We start from the raw sequence: 24,685 nt of genomic DNA on the forward strand, positions 1-24,685 counted from the left end.
GCACGAATCCGTTACAGGCCACGATCGGGTCACGGTGCGGGCGTCACAGCCGCCGCGCGACGCTGCCGTCGAGGTCCCGGGCCAGCAGGGCGATCGCCGCCTGCGAGATGCCTGCCGAGGTCGCCAGGTCGATCGAGGTCAGCTGGGCGATGCGGCGCAGACGATAGTCGACGGTGTTCGGGTGCACGTAGAGCTGGCGCGCGGTGAGCTGCCGGTTCATGTCGTTGCCGAGGTAGGCGCGCATGGTGTCGAACAGCTCCGGATGGGCGTCGAGCGGGTCGAGGATGGTCGCGATCCGCCGCGTGGCCGGGCCACTGCGGGTGAGCTGGTATTCCACGGCGAGATCGGACATCTGGTAGAGACCGGGCGGTCTGGCGCCCACCCGCACGAGATTGAGCAGCTCGTGTGCCTGATCGGCGGATTCCGGGATCTGCTCGGTGTCGGTCGGCACGACGGTCGCGGTGAGCGGGACCTCGGCGGCCTCGGCCAGCAGCCCCAGCGTCGTATCGGTGAGGGCGGTGTCGCCCTCCTCGCCCAACGGGATGAGCAGGGTGCCGCCCTTGGCGCTGAGCAGGGCGAGCGCGCGGGAGGCGAACACGGTGGCCAGCTCGGACTGCAACCGCCGCAGCTTGCGGCGCGCCGCGACGTTTCCGTCGACGCGCGGATCGCACTCGTCCGGATGTTCTGGAACCGACAGGGCGACAACCTGATACGACTCCGCGATCGGAATGCCCGTCTGCCGTGCCAGAGCCGAGCTGCCACGACCGCTGAGCAGGGCCGAGGCGAGCGTCTGCGTCGCCGTCTGATGTTCCTTGGCGACCAGGTGCTGTTCGTCGACATAGGCGTCGGACACCGCCGCGGTGATCGCCTCGAGCAGCTCGAGCAGCAGATCGGCGGCGACCAGTATCTCATCGACATCGTCGGCCTCGGCGCGCGCCGTGACCAGACCGAAGGCCATGCGCAGGCCCTCGTGGTAGGCGCGCAGGATGGTGCTCAGCGGCACCCCCTCGCGGGCCCAGCGGGCGGCCGCCGCCCGCACCGGGCCGAGCTGTTGCTCGTCCGGCACGGTACGCCGGTCGAACATCTCGGCAGCGAGCTCGAGGCAGCTGCGGGTGAGTCGCGTGACGTCTCCGCGTAATTGCTCCCCGGGCAGCGTCCGGCAGGGAGCCATGAAGTTCTCGAAGTATCCGACCATGCGCGAGGCCACACTGTCGGTGTTCTGCAAGGGCACCGAAGCCGGCTGTCCGCCGATTTCCAGCACCGAGTCGGACGAGTCGGCGGACAGATCCAACGCGGAGTAGGTCATTACGAGTTCGCTCCAAATGCCACGACAGGCGTGCGAGAAATCGCGCCCGAGTCGATCGATCACTATACGAAAGGTGCGTGCCTACCGGGAGTGATCTGTCAGATCGATCAGGAGCTCGCCGTATCCCGCGAGAGCGATCGTGACCCGGCGGTTGGGCGCACGGCGTCGAGGCGCTGGAGTGAGATCAGCGCAGAAGCGAAATCAGCTGTGCGCCAAGCGATGAGGACTACTCGTCGTCCAGCCCGGCGGACAGGTAGGCGGCGGCCGCCAGCCACTGCCTGCACTGCGGGCCGTGGACCTCATGGACGTAGAGAATGTCGCGTGCCTGCCGGTAGGTGAGGCCGCGGGGCTCCACCGCGCAGTCGGACATGGAGAACTCGGGCGCCGGGAGCCGGCGTAGAGATTCGGCACCGGCGCCATCGATCACCGCGACCCGGTGGGGAGTTCGAAATGGCTCGATCATTCGACTACCCCTCGCGTCCGAACATGCGGCGGGGAGGTCGTCGTGCTGGTGCGCGGGCTCGAACTCCCTGCGTACCTCCCCGATTTCGAGTTCGAGTCTATGCCTGCGTCGCTTACAGATGCAAGTACATCTGCACGATCGGTCAGAGAAAAAACGGCGGCGGCCGCCGGTGCGAGACCGGCGACCGCCGCTGTGGCGCTTGCGGATTGGTGTCCAGGGGGCTTACGGCTTGCGAGCGACCGCGCCGTAGGCGGAGATCGGACGGGCCTCGCCGACCTCGGTGTCGCCCGAGCGCCACTGCGTGATGGACACGAAGCCCGGCTCGACCAGATCCAAGCCGTCGAAGACGGCCTTGATCTGAGCTTGCGGGCGCGGGACATAAGGAGTGCCGCCGGTGCCGGTGTAGTTCTCGCACAGCGTGACATAGGCCTTGCTGTCGTCGGTGCCGTCCCACATCACCAGGTGGCTGCCCGACGGTACGGCGCCCAGCACCGTATGCACGATGCGCAGGAGTTCGTCGTAGGTCTTCGCGTGGCCCAGCACGCCCATGAACATCACGCCGATCGGCTCGTTGAAGTTCAGGACGTTCTTGGCGTCGGCGATGATCCGCTCGGGATCGTGGTAGTCGGCGTCGACATAGGTGGTCACGCCTTCGGGCGTGGTGCTGGTGAGCAGCGCCCGCGCGTGCGTGAGCACCAGTGGGTCGTTGTCCACGTAGACGATCCGGGCGTCGGGCGTGACGCTCTGGGCGACCTCGTGGGTGTTCTGCATGGTGGGCAGGCCGGTGCCGATATCGAGGAACTGGCGGATGCCCACCTCGCCGGCGAGGTAACGCACGGCGCGGATGAGGAACTGGCGCGACTGCACCGCCATGGTGGTGATGTCCGGGTCGACTTCGATTCCGGCGTCGCCTGCGATGCGGTCGATCTCGTAGTAGTCCTTACCGCCCATCCAGTAGTTCCAGATCCGCGCGGAGTGGGGGATGTCGGTCCGGATGAGGGGGCTGTGGTCTTCGGGCATGGGGTTGGACTCCTCGCAAAAAACGGTGTCCGCGGCACGGCCGTGCGGGTGGGCGCGTGGGGGTGTCGCGAATGACTGGTACATCCGATGTGCACTGTGACAGTACAAGATTCGTTCCCCGCAAGCGGGTCGGATCGGTGAGCTGATCTGGGTGTTTCGGTGTCGACTCGACCCCGTTTCACAATCCCGACCGAATGGTCCGAATCTGCGGGCGCGCAGAGGGCGAACTTCGTGCTATCGTCCCGTGTCAGTGCAAATGCAAGAACGTTTGAACGTGCATCTGCACGAACCGAATCGCCTAACTGCGGTAACCGAGGAGTGGGAAGATGTCGGATACATCCACCAACGAGATCGTCGGAACTTGGCGTAAGAGTTCCTTCAGTAATCCGAGCGGCAACTGCGTCGAGGTGGCCGAAACGGCCAACGGCCAGGTGGCGGTACGTAACTCGCGGGATCCGGAGGGCGGTGTGCTCGTCTACACCCGTCCGGAGATCGATGCGTTCGTTCGCGGCGCGAAGGCCGGAGAGTTCGACTATTTGACTAGCTGAGCGGTAACATTAGCGGTCGGTGCGGTGTGTCTCACGACATGTGGATGTGACACACTGTGGGCAACCCCCGGAGTATCGGAGACGAACTCGATGATCGCTGAACCCGATGACGATGGTCACGTGCAATCCGTTGTCGCGGAACGTGGTCCGACCGTGCTACGCATCGCGTTGGGCGGCCAGCTGCGCAAGCTGCGGGAGAAGAGGAACATCACCCGCGAGGCAGCGGGCGATGCGATCCGCGGATCGCACGCCAAGATCAGTCGTCTCGAGTTGGGCCGTACCGGCTTCAAGGAACGCGACATCCGCGACCTGCTGACCCTCTACGGAGTCCACGATCCCGAGGAGCGCGAGTCGTTCCTCGAACTGGCCAGGCAGGCCAACGAGCCCGGCTGGTGGCATCGCTACAGCGACCTGCTGCCACAGTGGTTCGGCACCTACCTCGGTCTCGAACAGGCCGCGAGCAAGATCCGCACCTACGAGTCGCATCTTGTTCCCGGCCTGCTGCAAACGCCCGAATACGCCAGGGCGGTCGTGGCGCTCGGGTACGAGGACGCCGACACGGATCGGCGGGTCGCGGTGCGTCAGCGCAGGCAGGAAATCCTTTTCCGCTCGGACCCTCCGGTGGTCTGGGCGGTGCTCGACGAAGCGGCATTGCATCGGCCTGTCGGCGGCCCGCAGGTGCATCGCGAGCAGATGCTGCACCTGGTGCGGCTGGCGAAGCTGCCGAACGTGACGATCCAGGTGCTGCCGTTCACCGCGGGCGAGCACGCCGCGGCGGGAAGCTCCTTCAGCATCCTGCGTTTCGCCGAGTCGGAACTGCCGGACATCGTGTACCTCGAACAGTTGACCAGCGCGCTCTATCTCGAGCGACGGCAAGACTTGGCGCTGTATCTGTCGGTGATGGACCGGCTCAGCGTGCAGGCCGAGCGTCCGGAGAAGTCGATCGAGATCATGGAGAAGTACGCCGCCGGGCGCTGAGATCGCGCGGCGGCGTAGCGCACAGCCGCAAGACCCGCTGAGCCGAGTGGCCACCTCCGATATCGGAGGTGGCCACTCGTTTGCGCGCTGTAATCATCGGCGGTGGTTCGCCGGAAAAATTGTCCTCATGGGCCGGAGCCCGGCGTCGGTGCATCGTGGTGGATACGCACCGGCGTCGGGCGCGACGCGACAAAAGTGCTCGTGACACAAAATTTTCAATACTCGCCGGGCTCGGACGACGAGGCTGATTCGCTACTGCTTGATGAAGCTCGAGGCGATTCGCCAGAATGTCGCGGACTGCAATGTCGCGAGATCCCAGTCGTCGGCCATCGCGTGCGCGGTGGTGACTATTCGCTCGATATCGAAATCGTCCCTAGTTGCCGCCCCGGTGGATTCGACGGCATCGATAACGTATGCCATGGCGGTTTCTCGGGAGGATGCGGTATTGCTGTGGCCGCTGCGGGCCGTCGATGTGCTCATATGTCTACCGTTCGCTGGCTGGTCGGCCAGTGCGGTGTCGGTTGATCCGAACCGACCGCCGGTAAGTGGTTGTTCCATTCGAACGCCCCTGTTTCGACTGGCGGCGGCAAACCCACGGCGGCTTCGGCCTTCGGCTCGCCCACGCGGCCTTCCCTGGTGGTCCCCTGTAAAGCGTTGCGGGACCGAGTTTATGTCGCTGTACCTTTCAGATGCAAGCACATCTGCACGATCGATTGCACGTGCGCGCAGGCAATTCGCGTCCGGAAGTTTGCGGACGTGGTGCCCGCCGAGCGAAATTCAGTCGCGGCCGAATAGGACGTCCGTGCTGTAGTCGATCTGTGTACCCGGCTCGACGAATTGGTCCGCCGCGGCCCGCCAGGCGAGAAAGTGTTCGGTGAAACGATGCGCTTCGGCCGCCTCGTCGTCGGTGTAGAGCTGGTAGAGAAAGAATCGGTGCGGGTCCACCCGATCTGCGCAGATGTCGAAGCGCAGACAGCCGGGTTCGGTCCGTACCGACGCGTCGGCGCTGCGGGATATGGCCGCGAGGAACTCCGCTCTGGAACCGGGGCGGATCTTCATCGAGACGATACGACTGAACACGGTTGTTCTCCCATCGTGACCGTTGGCGTCAATCGGCAAGGGCGGTAGCGAGGTTCACGACGGTTCAGTCGGCCAGTTGCGCTATTGCCTGGCTAATCGGAGTTCCGCCCGAGATCAGTTCGAGCGTTGTTCCGGCGGTGGGCGCGGCGGGCAGCAGTCCGGCCAGCACGGCCGCCACGTCGGCGCGGGAGACCTCGCCGCGCTCGAGCGGGGGCGGGACGAGCGTCACCAGCCCGGTGCCGGGGGAGTCGGTCAGGCGGCCGGGCCGCAGGATGGTCCAGTCGAGATCTCTGCCGCGCAGATCGTTCTCGGCCTCGGTCTTGGCGTCGACGTACGCCGCCCACACCTCGTCGGAGCCGGCCGCGGGCGGGCGGCCCGCGCCCATCGTGGAGATCTGCAGGAAACGGCGCGCCCCGGTGCGCTCGGCCGTCTCGGCCAGCCGGACCGAGCCACCCAGATCGACCGTGTACTTCCGCTCGACGCCGCTGCCCTGCCCCGCGCCTGCGGCGAAAATCGCCGCTTCGCAGCCATTTACGACCGCAACCAGCTCGTCGGTGCCGACATTTTCCAAGTCGCACAGCACGGGCTCGGCGCCGGTGCCGCGCACGTCGTCCGCGTGCTCGGGATTGCGGATCAGCGCGGCGACCTCGTGGCCCTGCTCGGTGAGCAAGGGGGCGAGCAGCAATGCGATCTTCCCATGTCCGCCTGCGATGACGACGCGCATGGATCGCTCCTTCCGGTCGGGGCGGCGCCCGCGCTCAGCGCTCGGGCCCGCCGGGATTACAGCGCGCTTCGACGGTGGCCTGGTAGCCGACCGCAGGGCGCCACGGTTCCAAGTTCCAGCTCGGCTTGTTCGGCTGCACCAGCCGCGCCCACGCCCAGTGACAGACGAACTGGTCGCGCATGCCGGGTGCGTCGGCGTCCGCCGATCGGGCGACGACTTCCTGCCACGCCCGTTCGTCCGAGCCGGGAAAGGTGGTCTGCCGACCGGCCTGCGTCGGGAACACGAGCAGCCGCGGCCCGTCGATCGTCTCGGTCCAGGTGACGTGATCGACCAGCGGCTGTCCCGCGTAGGGGTCGACGGACGGTACGGCGGCCAGTGGTGTCGACGCCGGTGCGGTCGGGGTGGCCGTCGTCGTGCCCGCGGTCGTGTTCGCCGGAGGCGTGGATTCCTCGGCTCCGCAGGCCACCGCCAGTGGCAGCAGGCCTGCCGAGAGCAGCACTGCGGCGCGGCGCCCGGTGACGAGGCGATGCGGGTACCGCTGCGCCACGGTCGAACCTCCTGTGTTCTCCTCGGCACCGCTTTCCGGCGTGCTCAACCGAGCCTAGCGAGCCCGAGCGGCCACGGCGACGTCGCCCGGGCGGGCCACCGATTGTGGTGGCTTGCCGCTACGGCCGCGGGTGGGGATAGTCGGTCGGTGCGGTGTGGACGGATCATGGTGGGGGCGGCGGGCGTCGTGGTCTCGGTGACGGTCGCGTTGGCCGGACCCGCGGGCGCGCGGGTGGGCGAGGCGCCCGGCACGGTCACCGATCTGGTGGAGCTGGCCGGGCGGCTGCACGTGCGGGGAGCCACCACCGCCGAGCGGCTGACGTACTGGTCGCGCGGCCCGCGCGGCCCGATGCTGAGCACCGGAGTGCTGTACCTGCCCGAAGGTGCTCCGCCGCAGGGCGGCTGGCCGATCATCGCCTACGCGCACGGCACGTCAGGGATCGCCGACGAGTGCGCGTTCACGCTGCAGGCCCGGGACTACTACCTGACGTCGGTGTATCCGGAACTGCTGCGGGCGGGATACGCGGTCGTGATCTCCGACTATGTCGGACTCGGCACTCCCGGCGTGCATCCGTATCTGGACGGTCCCGCGCAGGCCCGCAGCATCATCGACGGCGTACGCGCCGCACGAGCGGTCGCCCCCTCGCTCGGCACCCGCTGGGCGGTGTTCGGTCAGTCGCAGGGTGGGCACGCGGCGCTGTTCACCGCCCACCTCGCACCCGGCGACGCACCGGAGCTCGATCTGCGCGGTGCGGCCGCGACCGGCACCCCGTCGAATCTGGATCTGGTGTTTCCGCTGGCCGGGCCCTGGCTGCCGCGGCTGCCGCTGCAGAAGACGACGACCTACTTCGGCATGCTGCTGGCCGGATTGCGGGCCAGTGCGCCGGAGCTGGACATCGACAGCTACCTGACACCGGTCGGCCGAGACGTGCTGCGCGTCGTGGAAGCGGACTGCGCCGTGGAGGCGGACGCGCAGGTGTCCGGCATCGGCATCGGCGCCATGCTGTCGCGGCCGCTGGACGACCCCGCGCTGCTGGCCGCGGTGCGCGCGATGTTGCGGGTACCGACGAGCGACTACACCGTGCCGCTGTATCTCGGTCAGGGGCTGACCGATCTCGAGGTGCCCGCGCCGCTGACGCTCGAGCTGATCGCGGAGCTGCGCGCCTCCGGCACCGATCTGCGGGTGGGCTTCTATCCCGGCGATCATCTGGGCGCGGCGCGGGAAGCGTTTCCCGACGCGCTCGCGTTCCTGCGCGGTGTGCTCGATCGGCCCTGAGCCCGCGTACTCAGCGCCAGAGCGATCGGCACGGTAGCCTGCGCAGGCCGGGACGGACCTGGCCGTCGACGGTGACGGTGAGCCCGGCGTGTGCGGCGGCCGAGGTGAACTCCCACGCTTCGGTGTGAGTCGCCGCGTACTCGAGGATCAGCGCGTCGTCGGGAGTGGGGCCGTCGAAGTAGACGGTGATCCGCTGGGTGGGCGGGTCCTGGGTGTCGTCGCGGTCAGCGAGTCTGCGCGCAGTGCCGTCCATGCCACCGTCTCCTTCCGGCCGGCGCGGCAGCCGCGCCGTAGGACCGACGGTAGAGGGCCGTCACTGGTGAGAACATGTTCCAGGTTATCGGCTGGAAATGTCACAGAACGGACCCGGGTCGGTGGGGTACAGTCACCAGCCGGGGCGCGCCGCGATCACCGTCCGGTCACCCCAAACTTGTGAATTGTCAACATGATCGCGTCGAGTTGTGTCCTGCACGCGTGATGTTGCCAAGGATTGCTTCATAGCGTTGAACGATTCAGGAGGCACACGTCGATGAGTCAGGGCCCACGTTCGCTGGGTAGGGGAGTGGGGCGACGACGTCTCGCACGTGCGATCGGAGCGATGGCCGCGGGCCTGACGCTGGTCGCGAGCATGGCCGGTGCGGCAACCAGCGCACCGTTGTACCCCGAGCCCGATCCGGATCCCTTCTACGCGACACCGGCGGACATCGCCGACCGCAAGCCCGGCGACCTGATCGCCACCCGAGTGATGCCTCCGCTGGCGATCTTCCCGGAGACCACGGTGACCGTGGTCCGATTCCGGTCGACGAGCTCGGAGGGCAAACCGATCGCCGCGACCACCACGGTGCTGACGCCCAAGTCGCACCGCGCCGACGGGCCGCTGCTGTCGTTCCAGCACATCATCAACGGGCTCGGCTCGGAATGCTCGGTCTCACGGGTGCTCTACACCGGTGACCCGAATCTGGTCGTGCGTGAGGCGCCGGGCTGGAACGTCCTGCTCGCGCGCGGTTACAGCGTCGCGCTGCCCGACCATCTCGGGCCGAATTTCGCCTACGGCGCCGCGAAGCTCGGCGGGCAGATCACGCTCGACGGGATTCGCGCCGTGAAGCAGGTCGCCGAACTCGGGGTGCAGCGCAGCCCGGTGGCGATGGTCGGATACTCCGGCGGCGGAATGGCCACCGCGTGGGCGGCGGCTCTGCAGCCGAAGTACGCACCGGAGCTGGAGATCGCGGGCGCGGCCATGGGCGGCGTGCCGATGAATCTGGTGAAGATGCTCGAGGGGCTCGGCTTGAATCCGCACCCGGTGTTCGGGCTCGCATTCGCCGCCGGATTCGGGCTCGAGCGCGAGTATCCGACGCGTTTCCCGCTCAGCGACCAGTTGAACGAGCGTGGCCTGGCCGCCCGCGCGCAGATCGCCAACAGCTGCACCAATGACATCCTCTCGACGGGGGCCGGTCGCGGTGCGCTGGACTTCGCCAAGACGACTTCGATGATCAACGACGACACCGCGCGCGCCGTGGTCGAGGAGAACAGCCTCGAACTCTACGACGGTGTGCCCAAGATGCCGGTGTTCGAATGGCATTCGCCCATCGATGGGCTCATTCCGATCGACTCGGTGGTCAACACCGACAAGCGGTGGTGTGCCGCGGGTGCCAAGGTGCAGACCGAGGAGATCCCGGTTCCGGACCATCTGACCGCGGCAGTGCTCGGCATTCCCGCGGCACTGAACTGGCTGGACGCCCGTTTCCGGGGAGAGCCCGCGCCGAGCAATTGCTGAGCGACGCTACGCGGACGGCCGAGCCGGGACCCGTTCTCCGGATACGGGTCTCGGCCGGTTGTTGCGATATGGATACGCGACAACACAACTCGGACGCTTTACTGCGTCCAGTCACGGGCGCTGACGTAGCCTGACGTCCTGGCTCTCGGTCTGACAGGGGACATTTCGAGGGTCGCGGCCAGAGCGCCCGGGTGCCAGACGACGTTGCCGTTCGCACCCAGAGGCGTGTGCCATGAGAATTTCGCGTGCCATTGCTGTGACATTGCTCGCCGCCAGTTCGGTTCTGGCTGTCCCCGCCGCCGCGCAGCCGCCGCCCGCCTCGCCGCTGCCCGATGTGTCGGGCACGCTACCGCCGCGCGGCGGCCTGCTGCCCGGCCTGCAACAGCTCATCGATCAGGTGATCCCGCCACCGCCGATCGCGCCGCTGCCGGAGCCGAATTTCCCTGCGCACGAGGCGACTACGCTGTCGCCGTCGCTGGCGGCGCTGCGCTCGGCCGCGCTGCCCTCCGCCGTCGGCGACCCGATCTTCGACCTGCGGCCCGCGAATCTGGACGAACTGGCCGAGGGGCAGGTCATCGAGGTGCGCGACGTGACCGCGACGACCGCGCCGTTGATGCTGATGCCGATCCAGCGCGCGCAGCTGGTGAAATACCGCACGGCGGACGCGCACGGCGGGCCGTCATATGCCACCGCGACGCTGGTCGTTCCCGCCGCCCCGTGGCCGGGGCGAGGGCCTCGACCGGTGGTGGTGAACAATCTGCCCATCGACGCCCTGGGGCGCACCTGCACACCGGGATACACACTCGCGCACGGGCTCAACCCGGACACCAGCTTCACCGATTTCCTGCCGCCCACGACACACGTGGCGGCGCTGCGCGGTTACGCCGTATTGATCCCGGACCACGAGGGTCCGTCGATGGCTTACGCCGAACCGTTCGTGGCCGGTCACGCGGTGCTCGACTCGATCAGGGCGGTGCGCAATCTGCTGCCGGAGGAGTTCGGCGCCGCCAAGTTCGGTCTCGCGGGCTATTCCGGCGGCGCGATCGCGACGCATGGAGCGGTGAAGTTGATCGACGGCTACGCACCGGAATTGGCGGACGTGATCGTCGGCGCCGCGCTCGGCGGGGTGCCCGCCGACTACGAGATCCTGGCGCGCAGCATGAACGGCAATCTCGCCTCCGCGATATTCATGGGCGCGGTCTTCGGAATCGGCCGCGAGCGGCCGGAGATCCTGGCCAGGATGAACAATCTCGCCCAGTGGGTGGCCACCTCGCCGGTGAAGAACATGTGCGGCAGCAGCTACGGAGCGATCGGCCTGCTGATGCTGCCGATCGACATCGCCGCGAACTTCCCGGATCCGCTGCATTCCGCGCTGGCCGCGGACATCTATCGGGTGACCAAGATGGCAGGCATGCGGTCGGCGACTCCGCTGTACATCTACAACGGGGAGCAGGAGTTCTGGATCCCGGCCGAGGGCGCGCGCAATCTCTATCTGGAGCAGTGCCGTCTCGGGGTACCCGCTGTGTACCGTAGTGTGCTCGGTGAGCACATCATCGCGGGAGCGCTCGGCTATCCGGAGGCCATGGTCTGGCTGGACGACAGGCTGCAGGGGGTCCGGGCGCCCGACGAGTGCTGACCGTGTGACGGCGCCGGGAGGGCGCAGGTTAACGCGGTGGGCCTGCGATCGCGATGAACACTGTGTGTCCCCCTTCGACCCGTCGGTTCGTATGCCCAGCTCTGGCGAGGGTGCTGTGCGGCGTCGTCGCGGCTTCGGTACCGTGTGCCGGTCTGGGCGGGGTGACGCCCGATTCTCGAGAGAGGCACATGAACGACATCACGACCACCGCGTCCGAACAGGCCAAGGCACTGGTCGGGCGGCACTACCGCCTGACCGACCCGTACGAGGTGGGCCGCGAGAAGATCCGGGAGTTCGCGCGAGCGCTGCAGGACGGCCATCCGGCGCACCGGCACGAGGACGCCGCACTGCGGCTGGGCTTCGACGGGCTCGTCGCGCCGTTGACGTTCTCCTCGATCGTCCTCATGTTGATGCAGCGCAAGATGTTCGAGTCCGTGCTCAGCGGCTACGACCTCGGCCAGGTGCTGCAGACCGAACAGTCCATCCAGCTGCACCGGCCGATGGTCGCCGGCGACGAGGTGCGGTGCGACTCCTACATCGAGTCGTTCCGGCAGTTCGGTGACAAGGACTTCATGGTCACCAAGAACGTGCTGAGCAACCAGTACAAGGAAGTGTTGCAGACCGCGCACACCACGGCGGTGGCGCAGACCGGGGTGGACATCGCCGCCGATCTGCGCGCGGCGGTCGAGGGCGTGATCATGACCGGTCAGTCGACCACCGACCGGTCGGACGCTGCGGCCGCGCGGAGCACCGGCGAGGAGAGCGGTCTCATCGAGTGCTTCGAGGAGACGGCACAGCCGGATTCGCCCGACGAGCCGCGGACGCCGCGAACCGTTCCCGCTTTCGAGGACCTGTCCGTCGGCATGGAACTCGCGCCGCGCGCCGTCCAGATCTCTCGTGGTGATCTGGTGAATTACGCGGGGGTGTCCGGTGATTCGAATCCGATCCACTTCAGCGACGTGGTCGCTCGCAGCGCCGGTCTGCCCGACGTGGTCTCGCACGGGCTGTTGACGATGGGCCTCGGCGCCGGATATCTCACGTCGTGGCTCGGTGATCCGGCCGCCGTGACGCGGTACGGGGTGCGGTTCGCCGGTTTCGCCCCGGTCCAGGCGGCGAAGGCGAGCACGATCGAATTCCAGGGCCGCGTCAAGCAATTGGATCCCGATCGCCGTGCCGCCACCATCGCGTTGACCGCGACCTGTGGTGAGCGCAAATTGTTCGGTCGCGCGACGGCGGACGTGCTGCTGCGCTGAACCGGTCTGCCCGGCCTCAGCGGGAAGCGCGGGTGCCAGTGCCGTCGCGGCGGCGTACAGGAGATCGCACGCCGAAGACCGGGCCATCGCGGCATCCCGGGTGTCCAGACGTATCCGGACCTGGCCGTCGTCTGCCGTGGTGAACACCGGGCAGGCATGCCGTTTCCGCGGCTTGCGGGCGAGAGCGGAACGCTGCGCGATCGCCGATCCTCACGTCGGTGCGTTCCATCGCTGCCGAGAGGTCGTCGGGGACCGGCGCGGCGTCGGCGTCGAGCACACGCAGCGCCGCCTCGCCGGAGCCGAGCAGGTGTCACAACGCTGCTGTCGATGATCTTGCGGATGTGCTTACACCTGCGCATTCACTGCGATTCGGCGGGTGCGGTGCTGGAGTGTGGGCGCGGCGCATGCGAGACTCGGTGCATGCGTGCTTCGGTAGTGCGGCCTCAAAACGAATCCATCGCTCGCGCAACGACTCCGGTTGCGGAGGGTGGCCCGACCGCCTTGCGGATGATCCTGGGCGGGCGGATGCGGCGGCTGCGTGAGGCGCGCGGTATCTCGCTCGAGGAAGCGGGCGAGGCGATCCGCGGCTCGCACTCCAAGATCAGCCGATTGGAGTTGGGGCGTACCGGTTTCCGGGAACGGGACCTGGTCGATCTGCTCGCGCTCTACGGCGTCACCGACGAGGAGGAGTGCGCCGAGTTCAAGCGCCTGGCCAAGCAGGCGAACACCTCGGGATGGTGGCATCACGACACCGACTGGCTGCCGAAGTGGTTCGACACCTATCTCGGGCTGGAACACGCCGCGCAGCTGATCCGCTGCTACGAACCGCGGGTCATCCCGGAGCTGCTGCAGACTCCCGACTACGCCCGCGCACTGTTCGTGCTCGCGCACCCGCACGAGGACGAGGAGTCCATCGAGCGGCGCGTGGCCTTGCGTATGCGCCGCCAAGAGATCCTGACCAGGCCGGACCCGCCCCAGATGTGGCTGATCATCGAGGAAGCCGCGCTGCGGCGCAGGATCGGCGGATCGCAGGTGTGGCTGGCCCAGCTCGAGCACCTGCTCCGGGCGGCGGAGGCGCCGAACATCACGGTGCAGGTGCTCGCCGACCATGTCGGTGGCCCCGCGCTGGCCGACGGCGCGTTCACCATGCTGCGCTTCGCCGAGGCGGATCTGCCCGACATCGTGTATCTCCAGCAGCTCACCGGCGCGCTGTACCTGGACAAGGACGCCGATCTCGCGGCCTACCGCGCGGTGGCGAATCTGCTGTCGGTGCACGCCGCGCCGCCGGAGTACACCCGGGAACTCGTCGCGGTCTTGCGCGAGCGCGAGCCGCACATCGTGGAGCGGCCCTCGGGTCGGTTCTGACCGGAATGCCGGACCTGGCCGAACCCGAATACCAGTCCGTACAGGGACTTTCGACCATGGATAACGACTGGGTGTCCATGGCAGACTCGGGGCATGCGTGCTTCGAAGCCCCGACAGGACACCGGGCCGGCCGGTGCCAATCCCGTGCCCGGTGGCGGGCCCACGGTCCTACGCATGGTCCTGGGTGGTCGCCTGCGTCGTCTGCGCGAGTCCCGCGGCTTCACCCGGGAGGACGCGGGCGAGGCCATTCGCGGGTCGCATTCGAAGATCAGCAGGCTGGAACTCGGGCGCACCGGTTGCCGGGAACGTGATCTGGTCGACCTGCTCAACCTCTACCAAGTGACCGATCCGGAGGAGCGGCAGCGATACCTGGAACTGGCCAAGCAGGCGAACGCGTCGGGCTGGTGGGCGCGGGACAACGATTGGCTGCCGAAGTGGTTCGACACCTACCTGGGGCTGGAACAGGCGGCGCGCCGGATCCGCAGCTACGAACCGCGCGCGGTCCCGGAGCTGCTGCAGACGCCGGAGTATGCCCGCGCGCTGCTCACCCTGTCCCATCCGGGCGAGTCGGAGCAGTCGATCGAGCGTCGTGTCGCGCTGCGGATGCGCAGGCAGGACATTCTCACCGGCCCGCATCCGCCCCAGCTCTGGGTGATCATCGAGGAAGCCGCGCTGCGGCGCAGGATCGGCGGCTCCACCGTCTGGCGCGCCCAGCTCGACCATCTGCTGCGCATGGAGGCCCAGCCGAACATCACCGTCCAGATCTTGGCCGACGACGTGGGCGGTCCGGCGCTCACCGACGGGGCGTTCACCATCTTGCGCTTCGCGGAGGCCGATCTGCCCGACATCGTCTATCTCCAGCAGCTGACCAGCGCACTCTATCTGGACAAGATCGCCGACCTGGATGTGTATTACGCGGTGCTGAACCAGCTTCTGGTGCTCGCGCCGCCGCCGGAGCATTCCCGCGAGCTGCTCCAGCTCCTGCGCGACGGTGTCGTTCCGACCGTCGATGAACCCGTGGACCGCATGCGGGGATGACCGGATTCCGCCTCGGCGGGATACCGCTGCGCGCTTGCGGCGGATCGGCCGCCCTGGGCGGAAACGCCGGGCGTGACACGCCGAGTTCCGGCGCGGCGGGGTGATTCGACCTGCCCGGATCGGGCATTTCCTCGGCGAGGTGATGCGCATGCCGGGGTCGGGCAAAGTATTGTCCCGTCGGGACAATAAGAGGTATCATGTGCTCATGGGCGACGACGGTGTCGGTCTGGACGGCCGTCGGCTGCGCACTCGGCGCAGCCGTGAGGCGCTGTCGCGCGCCGCGTTCGACCTGCTCACCGAGCGCGGACTGGACGCGGTGGCCGTCGAGGACATCGCGCTGCGCGCCGGTGTCACCCGGCGCACGTTCAGCAGGCATTTCGCCTCCATCGAGGCGGCGATTCTCGGTGATGTCGATCAAGACGTCCATCTGTTCAACGAGGCGCTGCGCCGTCGTCCCCCAGCCGAACCGCCCCTGATCGCCTATCGCAACGCTGTCCACGACTGGCTCGCCGCCGAGTACGGTGGCTCCCGCGCGGCGCTGCTGGCGCGCCGCTGGGCACTGTTCCAGCGCTTCGACGACGAACCCGAACTGTTCGCCGGTTATCAGCGCATCCGCATCGAGGGACAGCGCGAATCGGTCCGAATCATCGCGGTGCGGCTCGGCGTCGATCCGCTGACCGATCCACGTCCGGCCGTCGCTGTCGGCGCCGGTGCGGGCATGCTGCTCGCGGCGCTGCAGAGCTGGGCCGCGGGTCCGGATCCGATGGGTCTGCCCGGCCTCGTCGAAGAGTTCTTCGACACCCTCGTCATCCTCACCGCCGAATTCCGTAACGAGGAGTCACCGTCATGTCTACCCCGTCGGTGAACATGTACCGCCGGACGTGCCGCCGCGTCGGTCTGGACCGAAACCCGCTGCGCCGCAGGGAAGACCGCGTGCAGACCGGGGTGGCGGTCCTGCTCGCCCTGGTGTTCCTGATCGTCGTTCCCGTGCTGGCGGTCACCGTCGGAGGCCGGGTGTATCGCGTGGAAACGGCCGTGGTGCAAGCCGAGACGGCGCGCTTGCGCCAGGTCGACGCCACCGTGGTCGAAGCCGGGAAGGCGCCGCTGTACGCGCCGGTGATACCCGCGCGGGTGTCGTGGAAGGACGCCGAAGGCGTGGAGCGCACCGGCGACTATCAATCGACCACGGTGGTGGAGCCGGGTTCCATCGTGCCGATCTGGCTGAACGAAGCCGGTGCGATCGTGGAGCCGCCGTCGGCCACCCAGCCCGCCAGTAAGGCGGTGATGCTCACCGCCGGTGCGGTGTTGGGTGTCTCGGTCGTGCTCGCGGGCAGCTACCTGCTGGTTCGCCGCGGACTCGATCGGCGGCGGCTACGGCAATGGGAGTCGGAGTGGGTGGCCGCCGATCTCACCTGGGGCCACGGCTGAGCCTCGGTGCGGCGTGCCCGCCGGGCGAGGGTAGGGAACAGGCACAGCGGGCACGTCGCGTGCCGGACCACATCGCGGCGAACGAAGCGGCCCGGCACTGCCTCCGAGATTAAGGCATCGGCGTGCCGGACCGCCCGATTCCCCGCGGATCACCGGAAATTCCACCACGTAAGCCCAGTTATGTTGTGACACAACCTAAGGCGACCGCAGGGCTGCTCAGACCGGGAAGAGGCTGTGCTTGCGTGGGTTCGGTTCGGCGCTCGCCTCTTTCTCGCGCAGCAGGCGCAGCGCGCGGCGAATCTCCAGCCTGGTTTGCGAGGGCTCGATCACCGCGTCGATGTAGCCGCGCTCGGCGGCGATCCACGGCGTGGCGACGGTCGCGTTGTACTGTTCGATCATGAAGTCCCGCGCGGCCGCACGCTGGTCCGGGGGCACCTCGGCGAGCCGGCGCTTGCCGACGATGCTCACCGCGCTCTCCGCACCCATCACGGCGATGCGCGCGGTGGGCCAGGCCAGGCTGATGTCGGCGCCGAGCTGCTTGCAGCCCATCACCGCGTAGCCGCCGCCGTAGGCTTTGCGCACCACGACGGTCACGATGGGGACGGTCGCCTCGATCACCGCGCGGAAGAACCGCCCGCCGCGCTTGATCACCCCGCTGCGCTCCTCCTCCACGCCGGGCAGCACACCGGGGGTGTCCACGACGAAGATCAGCGGCAATCCGAAGACGTTGCACAGCCGGATGAAATGTGTCGCCTTGTCCGAGCATTTCGCGTCGATCGCGCCGCCGAGCACGAGGGGCTGGTTCGCGATCACCCCGACGCTGCGCCCGTCCACCCTGGCGAAACCGGTGATCAGGTTCTGCGCGGTGGTCGCGCTGATCTCGTGGAAGTCGCCGTCATCGAACAGGCGCAGCAGGATCTCGTGCATGTCGTAGCCCTCCCGATCGGAATCGGGCACGATCGAGTCCAGTTCCAGATCGTGCGGCGTGACCTGCGGCTCCAGTCCCGGGTTGACGACCGGGCCCTGCTCCAGGCAGCTCGACGGCAGATAGCTCAAATAGGTCTTGGCCCAGTCGAACGCCTCCTGCTCGGTGGCGGCGACGTGGTGGATGGTGCCGTTGGCCGCCTGCGCCTGCGCGCCGCCCAGCTCCTCCATGGTCACCTCCTCGCCGGTGACCTCCTTGATCACCTCGGGGCCGGTGACGAACATGTACGACTTCTCGGTCGCGATCAGGATGTCGGTGTTCACCGGTGCGTAGACCGACCCGGCCGCGCACTTGCCCAGCATGATCGACACCTGCGGCACGAAGCCCGACAGCCGCTCCTGGCGGCGGCTCATCAGCGCGTACCAGGCCAGGGAGGTGACCGCGTCCTGGATGCGGGCGCCACCGGAGTCGTTGATCGCGACCACCGGGCAGGCGTTGGCCGTGGCGAAATCCAGCGCCTTGGCGACTTTGCGGCCGAACATCTCACCGACCGATCCGCCGAAGACGGTCTGATCGTGCGCGATCACCACGACAGGCCTGCCGTCGATCCGGCCCCGGCCGGTGACCACACCGTCGCCGTACATGGCTCCGGAGGTGCCGGGCTGGCGCACCAGGGCGCCCATCTCGACGAAACTGCCCGGGTCCAGCAGTGCGCGCACCCGTTCCCGCGCGCTGGGGATGCCCTTGCTCTTGCGTTTCGCGATGCCGGCCTCGCCGGCTGGTTCCTCGGCGAGCTCCAGGAGTCCCCGCAGCTCGTCCAGCTTTTCTCGCGTACCGCTCATTTATGGTGTAGTCCTTCGAACTCGTCGCGACGCCGTGCGGCAGCGCGGCGTTCGATGCTATCGGCGGTGCTGTCCGCCGCACAGGCGTTCAGAAGATCTCATGGGACACCTCACAGGTTTACTCTCCTGGCTCTCGGCTCATGACACCGGTACCCTCTGCCGGGGCGCCGACACGATTTGTGCGAGGTCCCAATCATGGGCACGGGTGCCGATGAACCGTCCAGAGGGCGTCGGCGGGGGCTTCTCAGGGCGGGGCGAACGGATCTAGGGTGATCTCGACGCAGCGCCGGAAATGCGCGGACGGCGCTGCGTCACACACCTCACAAACCGGTGCGTTCGAGACGGCCGGGATTGATCCGATACTTCGCAAATCGGTGCGTTCGAGACGGCCGGGGTTCGATCCGATACTTCCGGAAATCGGCGCGTCCGCGACGGCCAGAGCCGGATCCGAAAACCGCGGTGCCGCAGCAGCTCTCTCCGTACCGGGCTCGGCACTCCCGAAATCGCCTCGAACGCTTGTGATTCCGCCCAACAGGTCGGGCGGCCGCTGATGACTTACCTGATTCGGCCGAACATATCTCGATTCCATCACGATCCGTCGCTAACCTTCGGGAGGCATGATGGGCAGGCAGCCGAGAACGAGTACCGAGACGTTGACATCGAAACTCGTCGAACACCTGGCGGAGCGTTCCGGCCACGACGCGTCCGGCGATGTCGCGACCACCGCGCGGAACTGTTTGGCGGCCGCCGTCGAACTGCTGGCTCCGCGTCCGGCGCCCGCGGCGGTACGGCCGCCGGAAATCGCCGGTTTCGCCTCGCGCTGGGCGCGGGAGGGCATCGCGCTGGAAACGGTGCTCGGCGCGTATCACGACGAAATCCGCAACGGTTTGGAATTCCTCGCCGACGAGGTCGCCGACGAGCAGACCGACCAATTTCTCGCGGGTGCCCGGCTGGCGGTGCACGTCTTGGAAATGGTGACCGTGGCGGCGTCGACCGCCTATGTGGACGAGCATCGCGCGGTCGCGCGGGAGCATCAGACCGCGGCCCAGACGTTGGTCTCCGCCCTGCTCGGCGGACACGCGGTCGGCGAGCTCGCCAGGGCGACGGGCATTCCGATCGCCCGGTCGTATCAGGTGGTGGCGCTGGGCATTCCCGCGCACCCGGACGAGCGAAGACCCGGTGCGGGGGCGGACGCGGCCCGGCGCAAACTCCGCCGGGTCCAGGCCGCGCTGGCCGATCCGCTCGGCTCCCGGGCATTGTCGGTGCTGTCCGCCGCGGGCGGCACGGTGCTGGTGCCGATCGACGACGTGCCCGCCCGCACCGGCATGTTCAGCATGACCGAGGACGTGCTGGCCATCCTCGGCGAGGCCGCCGAGGTGCCGTTGACCGCCGCGGTGGCCGCCGGGCGGACCGCGCGCATCCCCGAACTGGCCGGCCGCGCCCACGACCTGCTGGACCGGTTGCGGGCGGCGGGCAGGCCCGCTGGGCTGTATCCGGTCGCCGACGCCGGCGAGACAACGGGTTGTGAGCTGCCCCAGGCGGGCCACATGGCCATCATCACCGCGCCCAACGATCACGTAATCGGCCGGTCGGCCTGACCTTTCGCCGGTATCGTCGACTGTGCCCTGATCTCGAGGGTGAGCAAAGGAGTGCGAGTGTCCACCGCGTTGTCCGATCGCGATATTCTGCGTGAGCTCGAGCCCACCGCCGAACGCCTGCTCAATGATCATCTGCGCAAGGCGACGTCATGGAATCCGCACGATTACGTGCCGTGGGACGACGGACGCAATTTCGCGGCCCTCGGCGGAATTGATTGGGAGCCGGGGCAATCCGGGCTTTCCGAGGTCGCGCAGACCGCGATGATCACCAATCTGCTCACCGAGGACAATCTGCCGTCCTATCACCGGGAGATCTCGGAATCGTTCTCCCTGGACGGAGTGTGGGGCACCTGGGTCGGCCGGTGGACCGCCGAGGAGAACCGCCACGCCATCGTGATGCGCGACTACCTGGTGGTGACTCGCGCGGTCGATCCGGTGCTGCTCGAGCAGGCGCGGATGGCGCACATGACCTCGGGCTTCGCGAAACCCGACGCGGAGCAAGTGTTCCTGTGTTCAGTGGCTTACGTCACACTGCAGGAGTTGGCGACCAGGATCAGCCACCGGAATACCGGAGCGGCCTGCGAGGAACCCATCGCCGAGCGTATGCTGCAGCGTGTCGCCGCCGACGAGAACCTGCATATGATTTTTTACCGGAACATCAGCGCCGCGGCCCTGGACCTGGTGCCGAACGAAGCGCTACGCGCGATCACCAGCGTGGTCACCCGCTTCCAGATGCCCGGGGTGACCCAGCCGAACTTTCGGCGCAACGCGGTGCTGCTGGCGAAACACGGCATCTACGACCTGCGTCAGCATCTCGACGTGGTCGTGCGTCCGGTCCTGCGCGCGTGGCGCGTCTTCGAACGGACCGATCTGACCGGCGACGGTGCACGCGCCCGCGACGAGCTGCACGCCTACCTCGATGATCTCGAGATCCGGGCGCGGCGGTTCGAGGAGCAGCGCGAACGCGCGGCGGCCAGACGAGCGGAACGGGCTGCCGCGGCAGGATGAGTCTGCGCGTACCGATCACCGTGGCGGCGATGGCCCTCATCGCCGTGACCACCGCTGCCCCCGTGCCGGCCGATCCGGTGCCGCCCACCCCGCCGCCCGCGGTCGATCCGGCCATGACCCGCACGGGGCTGCTCTCGACCGAGCGGGTCGCTCCAGGGCGGGAACGGCTGTCCATCGCCTCGGCGGCGATGCGCCGGGTCATCACCGTCGAGGTGCTGCGCGGCAGCGGCGAGGCGCCGCGCCCGGTGCTGTATCTGCTCGACGGCGTCGACGGCGACGCCACCTCGGCGTGGCTGACCAAGGGCGGGGCCGCCGAGTTCTTCGCGGACAAACCGGTGGACGTGGTGCTGACCGGCGGCGGCACCGGCAGCATGTACAGCGACTGGGCCCGGCACGACGCCGCCCTGGGTCTCAACCGCTGGGAGACGTTCCTCACCACCGAGCTGCCGCCCATCGTGGAATCGCTGCTGCGCACCGACGGGCGTCGCGCCATCGCCGGCGTCTCGATGGGCGCACAGGCGGCGATGATGCTCGCCCAGCGCCATCCCGGCTGGTATCGCGCCGTGGCCGGGATGAGCGGGTGCTATTCCACCGCCGACCCGCTCGGTCACGCGGTCACCACCATCACGGTCGCCTCGCGCGGCGGCAACGTGGACAATCTGTGGGGCCCGCCGACCTCGCCGGAATGGGCCGCGCACGACAGCCTGCTGCAAGCGGAAGCGCTGCGCGGCACCGCGATCTACCTCTCGGCGGCCACCGGAGTGCCGACCGGCGCCGATCTGGTGGCGGTCGCGAACTCCCCGACGATCGCGGAGGCGCTGCGGACAGCGGGTGGTGGCGCGGCGCTGGAGGCGGGCGCCCGTGCGTGCACCGAGCGGTTCGTCACGCGTCTGGACGAGCTGAAGATTCCCGCCACCGTGGAGTACACCGCGGAGGGCATGCACACCTGGCCGGATTTCCAGGCGCAGCTGCCGAAGGCGTGGCGGGTGCTGGCCCAGGCGCTGGGCGTGGCCACGTCCTCCTGAGCGGCGCGGAATCAGCGCGGCGCCGGTGCGTTGTAACCACCGTGTCCGCGCCGCTGTCCTCGATCCGGTTCTCCGTCCTCGACCGCTCGCGCGTCCGGCGCGGCGAGAGCCATCCCGCCGCGCTGCGGGAGACCGTCGCGTTCGCCCGGCACGCCGAGGAGTGGGGCTATCACCGCTTCTGGGTCGCCGAGCACCACAGTGTGCCCGGCGTGGCGGGTTCGGCGCCGACCGTGCTCGCGGCCGCCGCCGCTGCCGCGACCTCCCGGATCCGGATCGGCACGGGTGGAGTGATGCTGCCCAATCACCAGCCGCTGGTGGTCGCCGAACAGTTCGGAGTGCTGGAATCCCTCTTTCCGGGACGCATCGACATGGGCTTGGGCCGCTCGGTCGGATTCACCGACGGCGTGCGGCGCGCGCTCGGACACGACAAGCGCGCCGCGGAAGACTTCGATGCACAGCTCACCGAGCTGCTGGCCTACTTCACCGAGGGCAGGCAGGGTGTGCACGCCTGGCCCGCCGAAGGGCTGCGGGTTCCGGCGTTCCTGCTGGCCACCGGGTCCGGCGCCGAACGCGCGGCCCGCTTCGGGTTGCCGCTGGTGATCGCCGCGGTCGGCGGCGAGGACCGTATGGTCGAGGCCATCGAGCGCTATCGCGCGGATTTCCGCCCCTCCCTGCCGGGCGCCGCGCCTTACGTGGTGGTCTCCGGATCGATCGTGATCGCCGACACCACCGCGCAGGCGCACCGGTTGCTGCTGCCGGAGGCGTGGGCGGCCGTCTATTCGCGCACCCGTGGCGAGTTCCCGCCCCTGATCCCGCCCTCGGAGATCGAGGCCCGCACTATGACCGCTCGGGAACGTCGAATTTTCGACGAGGGCCTGCGTGGCAGCCTGTACGGCACCGAGGACGAGGTCGCCGATCAACTGGAGCGGTTGGTCAGCCGGACCGGCGCCGACGAGATCCTCGTGCATACCAGCACCTACGATCGCGCCGCGCGGCTGGCGTCGCATCGCCGCCTGGCGCTGGTCGTCGGCCTCCTGCGTGGATCGACCGGGGAGCGCGATCGAGCCGACGCGCGGCCCGGCACGGCGGCCTGATCAGACCGCGGCCGTAACCGCCCGCGGGAAGAGCACTTCGGCGGCGGCGTAGCCGAACAGCTTGCGTCCGTCGGCGCGTGCGTCGACCGCGATGGTCGCCCGCCGCCTGCGCGGATCGGTCGAGGCGACCCGGCCGCGGAACTGGATCGTCGCGGCGCCCAACGGTGGGATGCGCAGGTGGTGGGTATTGTGCGCGAACTGCGCGCGGAATCGGGTGACCGCCGTGGGGTCGCCGAGCCAGGAGGTCAGGAACGAGGTGGCCAGGCCGAGTTTCAGCATGCCGGGCGCGACCACGGTCGGCAGGCCGCTGGCGAGCGCGACCCGCTCGTCGAACAGCACCGGATTGGATTCGCCGGTCACACCCGCGTAGTTGACCAGGTCGCCGCGGGACAGCCGCATGGTGCGAACGGGCAGCTCGGTGCCTACGGAGAGATCGGCGAAGTCGACGACCGGTCGCGGAGAGCGGCGGGTGGGCGTCGGGGAGAGATAGTCGGCGGCAGCCGGGACGACGGCGCTGCCCCGGGCTCGTCGCGGGGCGGCGGGGGCTCGATCGTCCATGGCGACTTTGCGCACGGCGTCGGCCAATCCGGGATCGCGCCCGCCGACGCGGGCGAGCAGCGCGCTGGAACCGGTCTGCACCACGGTGCCGTGCTGGTCGATGAGCACGCTTTTGATCGCGAGCACGTCGTAGTCGCCGAAGTGCCGGAACGATTCGAAATAGATGTCACAGGTGACGCGGTCGCCGGCCACCAACGGCCTGCCGAAGTCGAAAACCTGGTCCGCGTGCAGAATTCGGGTCGGATCGTAGCCGGTGATCAGCGTGTCCAGAATTTCGCGGTGCACCCGGGTGAGGATGATCGAGCTGAACGTGGCGGGCGCGACGAGCCCGGGAAAACCGAGTTCGGCGGCAGCGGACTCGCTTCGATGCGCCGGATGGGCATCTTGGACGGCGCGGGCGAATTCGCGGATCTTTTCTCGTTCCACCTCGTATCGAAAAGTGGAACGGTAACGGTGGTCGACCAGCGACCTCGCCTGATCGGCCGGATTCAGCGCGGTCTCGTTCATGATTGCTCCTGTATTGCGAAACGGTGGATGATGGCGGCTCTCGTCAGGCGAGCGGGCCGAACCGCCAGATCTGCGCGGGCACCTGCTCGGGCGTCACGGCGCCGACGACGTCCACCCCGGCGTCGTGAAAGGTGCCCACCGCGCGGTCGATGTGGTCGGCCGAGGTGATCACCACGGCGTCGCGTGCGCCGATCGCGCGCATGATCGTGGCCGAGCGCGCGGCATTCTGGGCGGTCGTGTCGGCCTCCGGTTCGAGATGGATCCGGGCGGCGGGCATGCCGCGGCCGATCAGCCAGTCGGCCATGGCCCGCGCCTCGGTGACGCCGTTGCGGGCGTTGCCGCCGGTCACGATGATCGGCGAGAGGGGCGCCAGCAGGGCTTGCAGGTATCCGGCGTGCAGACGGTCGATCAGTTCCGGGCGCATGCCGCCGTCGGGCAGCAGGCCGTAACCGAGTACGACGATGGCGGTCACGGGGCCGTGCACCGTCGGTGGCGGCGATGGCGCCGGGACGAGCGCGGGAAGGACGGCGGTCGCGGGGCCTGCGCCGGCGGAGCCCGGGCCTTCCGCCGACGCGTGTGGGAGGTGGGTCAGCGCGGCGGCGACCGCGAGCGTGCCCAGCAAGGTGCGGGCGAGGGGAACCAGGGTGGCGGACACGAGATCTCCAAGCGGTTAGCCACCGGATGGCCACCGAT

At 68.4% G+C, this 24,685-nt stretch carries 25 protein-coding genes; 14 read left to right on the forward strand and 11 right to left on the reverse strand.

The genetic code is table 11. The features are described 5' to 3' along the window. Positions 1-43 precede the first annotated feature (43 nt). The 3 genes from ON19_RS12500 to ON19_RS12510 all read right to left on the reverse strand — a co-directional run bounded on the left by ON19_RS12500 (position 44) and on the right by ON19_RS12510 (position 2,789). Positions 44-1,306 (reverse strand): PucR family transcriptional regulator, encoded by a 1,263-nt coding sequence (locus tag ON19_RS12500; protein WP_051168793.1) that lies wholly within the window; start codon positions 1,304-1,306, stop codon positions 44-46. Between the two features lie 226 nt (positions 1,307-1,532). Next, positions 1,533-1,769 carry a hypothetical protein gene (locus ON19_RS12505; RefSeq protein ID WP_043690411.1) on the reverse strand — a complete coding sequence of 79 codons (237 nt, stop codon included), beginning with the start codon at positions 1,767-1,769 and terminating at the stop codon, positions 1,533-1,535. Positions 1,770-1,991: 222 nt separating this feature from the next. Next, positions 1,992-2,789, reverse strand: a complete 798-nt coding sequence (locus ON19_RS12510) for an SAM-dependent methyltransferase (RefSeq protein ID WP_043690415.1) — start codon at positions 2,787-2,789, stop codon at positions 1,992-1,994. A gap of 326 nt (positions 2,790-3,115) precedes the next feature. On the opposite strand from ON19_RS12510, the gene ON19_RS12515 reads away from it, so the two are divergent. Together ON19_RS12515 and ON19_RS12520 are read left to right on the forward strand one after the other, a co-directional pair. Beyond that, complete coding sequence (locus ON19_RS12515; RefSeq protein WP_043690419.1) at positions 3,116-3,337, forward strand: DUF397 domain-containing protein; 222 nt, start codon at positions 3,116-3,118, stop codon at positions 3,335-3,337. 90 nt (positions 3,338-3,427) lie between these two features. Continuing rightward, positions 3,428-4,315 carry a Sco1979 family transcriptional regulator gene (locus tag ON19_RS12520; RefSeq protein WP_051168794.1) on the forward strand — a complete coding sequence of 296 codons (888 nt, stop codon included), beginning with the start codon at positions 3,428-3,430 and terminating at the stop codon, positions 4,313-4,315. Between the two features lie 252 nt (positions 4,316-4,567). Here the strand turns inward: ON19_RS12520 and ON19_RS12525 are convergent, their stop codons facing one another. The 4 genes from ON19_RS12525 to ON19_RS12540 all read right to left on the reverse strand — a co-directional run bounded on the left by ON19_RS12525 (position 4,568) and on the right by ON19_RS12540 (position 6,666). After that, positions 4,568-4,795, reverse strand: coding sequence for a hypothetical protein (locus tag ON19_RS12525; protein ID WP_043690423.1), 228 nt, complete (start codon positions 4,793-4,795; stop codon positions 4,568-4,570). 297 nt (positions 4,796-5,092) lie between these two features. Then, positions 5,093-5,395, reverse strand: a complete 303-nt coding sequence (locus ON19_RS12530) for a putative quinol monooxygenase (RefSeq protein ID WP_043690427.1) — start codon at positions 5,393-5,395, stop codon at positions 5,093-5,095. Positions 5,396-5,459: 64 nt separating this feature from the next. Beyond that, positions 5,460-6,119 carry an SDR family oxidoreductase gene (locus ON19_RS12535; protein ID WP_043690430.1) on the reverse strand — a complete coding sequence of 220 codons (660 nt, stop codon included), beginning with the start codon at positions 6,117-6,119 and terminating at the stop codon, positions 5,460-5,462. A gap of 34 nt (positions 6,120-6,153) precedes the next feature. Continuing rightward, positions 6,154-6,666 carry a DUF2599 domain-containing protein gene (locus tag ON19_RS12540; RefSeq protein ID WP_043690434.1) on the reverse strand — a complete coding sequence of 171 codons (513 nt, stop codon included), beginning with the start codon at positions 6,664-6,666 and terminating at the stop codon, positions 6,154-6,156. A 165-nt stretch (positions 6,667-6,831) separates the two neighbouring features. Between ON19_RS12540 and ON19_RS12545 the strand changes: the two genes are divergently transcribed. Beyond that, complete coding sequence (locus ON19_RS12545; RefSeq protein WP_043690436.1) at positions 6,832-7,941, forward strand: lipase family protein; 1,110 nt, start codon at positions 6,832-6,834, stop codon at positions 7,939-7,941. Positions 7,942-7,951: 10 nt separating this feature from the next. On the opposite strand, the gene ON19_RS12550 is transcribed toward ON19_RS12545, so the two are convergent. Beyond that, positions 7,952-8,194: a hypothetical protein gene (locus ON19_RS12550; protein WP_043690438.1), complete on the reverse strand. Its 243-nt coding sequence runs from the start codon at positions 8,192-8,194 to the stop codon at positions 7,952-7,954. A 345-nt stretch (positions 8,195-8,539) separates the two neighbouring features. On the opposite strand from ON19_RS12550, the gene ON19_RS12555 reads away from it, so the two are divergent. From ON19_RS12555 to ON19_RS12585, 7 genes are all read left to right on the forward strand, one after another. After that, on the forward strand, positions 8,540-9,715 hold the full coding sequence (locus tag ON19_RS12555) for a lipase family protein (protein WP_043690441.1): 1,176 nt from the start codon (positions 8,540-8,542) through the stop codon (positions 9,713-9,715). A gap of 232 nt (positions 9,716-9,947) precedes the next feature. Continuing rightward, positions 9,948-11,351, forward strand: a complete 1,404-nt coding sequence (locus ON19_RS12560; RefSeq protein ID WP_043690445.1) for a lipase family protein — start codon at positions 9,948-9,950, stop codon at positions 11,349-11,351. Positions 11,352-11,539: 188 nt separating this feature from the next. Beyond that, positions 11,540-12,604, forward strand: a complete 1,065-nt coding sequence (locus ON19_RS12565) for a fused (3R)-hydroxyacyl-ACP dehydratase subunits HadA/HadB (protein WP_043690448.1) — start codon at positions 11,540-11,542, stop codon at positions 12,602-12,604. 420 nt (positions 12,605-13,024) lie between these two features. Next, on the forward strand, positions 13,025-13,969 hold the full coding sequence (locus ON19_RS12570) for a Sco1979 family transcriptional regulator (RefSeq protein ID WP_043690450.1): 945 nt from the start codon (positions 13,025-13,027) through the stop codon (positions 13,967-13,969). 93 nt (positions 13,970-14,062) lie between these two features. After that, positions 14,063-15,007 carry a Sco1979 family transcriptional regulator gene (locus tag ON19_RS12575; RefSeq protein WP_043690452.1) on the forward strand — a complete coding sequence of 315 codons (945 nt, stop codon included), beginning with the start codon at positions 14,063-14,065 and terminating at the stop codon, positions 15,005-15,007. A gap of 205 nt (positions 15,008-15,212) precedes the next feature. Next, on the forward strand, positions 15,213-15,872 hold the full coding sequence (locus ON19_RS12580; protein WP_051168795.1) for a TetR/AcrR family transcriptional regulator: 660 nt from the start codon (positions 15,213-15,215) through the stop codon (positions 15,870-15,872). Beyond that, positions 15,854-16,435, forward strand: a complete 582-nt coding sequence (locus tag ON19_RS12585) for an Rv1733c family protein (protein WP_157229680.1) — start codon at positions 15,854-15,856, stop codon at positions 16,433-16,435. The genes ON19_RS12580 and ON19_RS12585 overlap by 19 nt, the downstream gene beginning before the upstream one ends. A gap of 216 nt (positions 16,436-16,651) precedes the next feature. Here the strand turns inward: ON19_RS12585 and ON19_RS12590 are convergent, their stop codons facing one another. Further along, on the reverse strand, positions 16,652-18,202 hold the full coding sequence (locus ON19_RS12590) for an acyl-CoA carboxylase subunit beta (RefSeq protein ID WP_043690457.1): 1,551 nt from the start codon (positions 18,200-18,202) through the stop codon (positions 16,652-16,654). A 653-nt stretch (positions 18,203-18,855) separates the two neighbouring features. On the opposite strand from ON19_RS12590, the gene ON19_RS12595 reads away from it, so the two are divergent. From ON19_RS12595 to ON19_RS12610, 4 genes are read left to right on the forward strand one after another with little or no spacing between them, the layout of a single operon-like run. After that, entirely contained in the window at positions 18,856-19,800 is a 945-nt protein-coding gene (locus tag ON19_RS12595) for an RsbRD N-terminal domain-containing protein (protein WP_227954869.1), read from the forward strand. 57 nt (positions 19,801-19,857) lie between these two features. Beyond that, positions 19,858-20,808: an acyl-ACP desaturase gene (locus tag ON19_RS12600; RefSeq protein WP_043690461.1), complete on the forward strand. Its 951-nt coding sequence runs from the start codon at positions 19,858-19,860 to the stop codon at positions 20,806-20,808. Then, the gene (locus ON19_RS12605; protein WP_043690465.1) at positions 20,805-21,833 is read left to right on the forward strand and encodes an alpha/beta hydrolase; all 1,029 of its coding nucleotides are present in this window, start codon (positions 20,805-20,807) and stop codon (positions 21,831-21,833) included. The genes ON19_RS12600 and ON19_RS12605 overlap by 4 nt, the downstream gene beginning before the upstream one ends. Positions 21,834-21,874: 41 nt before the next feature. Next, the gene (locus ON19_RS12610) at positions 21,875-22,927 is read left to right on the forward strand and encodes an LLM class flavin-dependent oxidoreductase (RefSeq protein ID WP_043690469.1); all 1,053 of its coding nucleotides are present in this window, start codon (positions 21,875-21,877) and stop codon (positions 22,925-22,927) included. Here ON19_RS12610 and ON19_RS12615 read toward each other — a convergent pair whose 3' ends face one another. Both ON19_RS12615 and ON19_RS12620 read right to left on the reverse strand, forming a co-directional pair. Beyond that, entirely contained in the window at positions 22,928-23,992 is a 1,065-nt protein-coding gene (locus ON19_RS12615) for a fused (3R)-hydroxyacyl-ACP dehydratase subunits HadA/HadB (RefSeq protein WP_043690472.1), read from the reverse strand. A 43-nt stretch (positions 23,993-24,035) separates the two neighbouring features. Continuing rightward, entirely contained in the window at positions 24,036-24,647 is a 612-nt protein-coding gene (locus ON19_RS12620) for a YdcF family protein (RefSeq protein WP_051168796.1), read from the reverse strand. Positions 24,648-24,685: the final 38 nt, after the last annotated feature.

This window comes from Nocardia abscessus NBRC 100374, from assembly GCF_000308455.1.
Classification (GTDB): domain Bacteria; phylum Actinomycetota; class Actinomycetes; order Mycobacteriales; family Mycobacteriaceae; genus Nocardia; species Nocardia abscessus.

Excerpts from the sequence above, each read along its gene's own strand:
- ON19_RS12575 (WP_043690452.1), top strand. The coding sequence starts at position 14,063 with ATGCGTGCTTCGAAGCCCCGACAGGACACCGGGCCGGCCGGTGCCAAT.
- ON19_RS12570 (WP_043690450.1), top strand. The coding sequence starts at position 13,025 with ATGCGTGCTTCGGTAGTGCGGCCTCAAAACGAATCCATCGCTCGCGCA.
- ON19_RS12510 (WP_043690415.1), bottom strand. The coding sequence starts at position 2,789 with ATGCCCGAAGACCACAGCCCCCTCATCCGGACCGACATCCCCCACTCC.
- ON19_RS12580 (WP_051168795.1), top strand. The coding sequence starts at position 15,213 with ATGGGCGACGACGGTGTCGGTCTGGACGGCCGTCGGCTGCGCACTCGG.
- ON19_RS12550 (WP_043690438.1), bottom strand. The coding sequence starts at position 8,194 with ATGGACGGCACTGCGCGCAGACTCGCTGACCGCGACGACACCCAGGAC.
- ON19_RS12535 (WP_043690430.1), bottom strand. The coding sequence starts at position 6,119 with ATGCGCGTCGTCATCGCAGGCGGACATGGGAAGATCGCATTGCTGCTC.
- ON19_RS12560 (WP_043690445.1), top strand. The coding sequence starts at position 9,948 with ATGAGAATTTCGCGTGCCATTGCTGTGACATTGCTCGCCGCCAGTTCG.
- ON19_RS12585 (WP_157229680.1), top strand. The coding sequence starts at position 15,854 with ATGTCTACCCCGTCGGTGAACATGTACCGCCGGACGTGCCGCCGCGTC.
- ON19_RS12555 (WP_043690441.1), top strand. The coding sequence starts at position 8,540 with ATGGCCGCGGGCCTGACGCTGGTCGCGAGCATGGCCGGTGCGGCAACC.
- ON19_RS12515 (WP_043690419.1), top strand. The coding sequence starts at position 3,116 with ATGTCGGATACATCCACCAACGAGATCGTCGGAACTTGGCGTAAGAGT.
- ON19_RS12615 (WP_043690472.1), bottom strand. The coding sequence starts at position 23,992 with ATGAACGAGACCGCGCTGAATCCGGCCGATCAGGCGAGGTCGCTGGTC.
- ON19_RS12505 (WP_043690411.1), bottom strand. The coding sequence starts at position 1,769 with ATGATCGAGCCATTTCGAACTCCCCACCGGGTCGCGGTGATCGATGGC.
- ON19_RS12500 (WP_051168793.1), bottom strand. The coding sequence starts at position 1,306 with ATGACCTACTCCGCGTTGGATCTGTCCGCCGACTCGTCCGACTCGGTG.
- ON19_RS12590 (WP_043690457.1), bottom strand. The coding sequence starts at position 18,202 with ATGAGCGGTACGCGAGAAAAGCTGGACGAGCTGCGGGGACTCCTGGAG.
- ON19_RS12565 (WP_043690448.1), top strand. The coding sequence starts at position 11,540 with ATGAACGACATCACGACCACCGCGTCCGAACAGGCCAAGGCACTGGTC.
- ON19_RS12525 (WP_043690423.1), bottom strand. The coding sequence starts at position 4,795 with ATGAGCACATCGACGGCCCGCAGCGGCCACAGCAATACCGCATCCTCC.
- ON19_RS12605 (WP_043690465.1), top strand. The coding sequence starts at position 20,805 with ATGAGTCTGCGCGTACCGATCACCGTGGCGGCGATGGCCCTCATCGCC.
- ON19_RS12545 (WP_043690436.1), top strand. The coding sequence starts at position 6,832 with ATGGTGGGGGCGGCGGGCGTCGTGGTCTCGGTGACGGTCGCGTTGGCC.
- ON19_RS12520 (WP_051168794.1), top strand. The coding sequence starts at position 3,428 with ATGATCGCTGAACCCGATGACGATGGTCACGTGCAATCCGTTGTCGCG.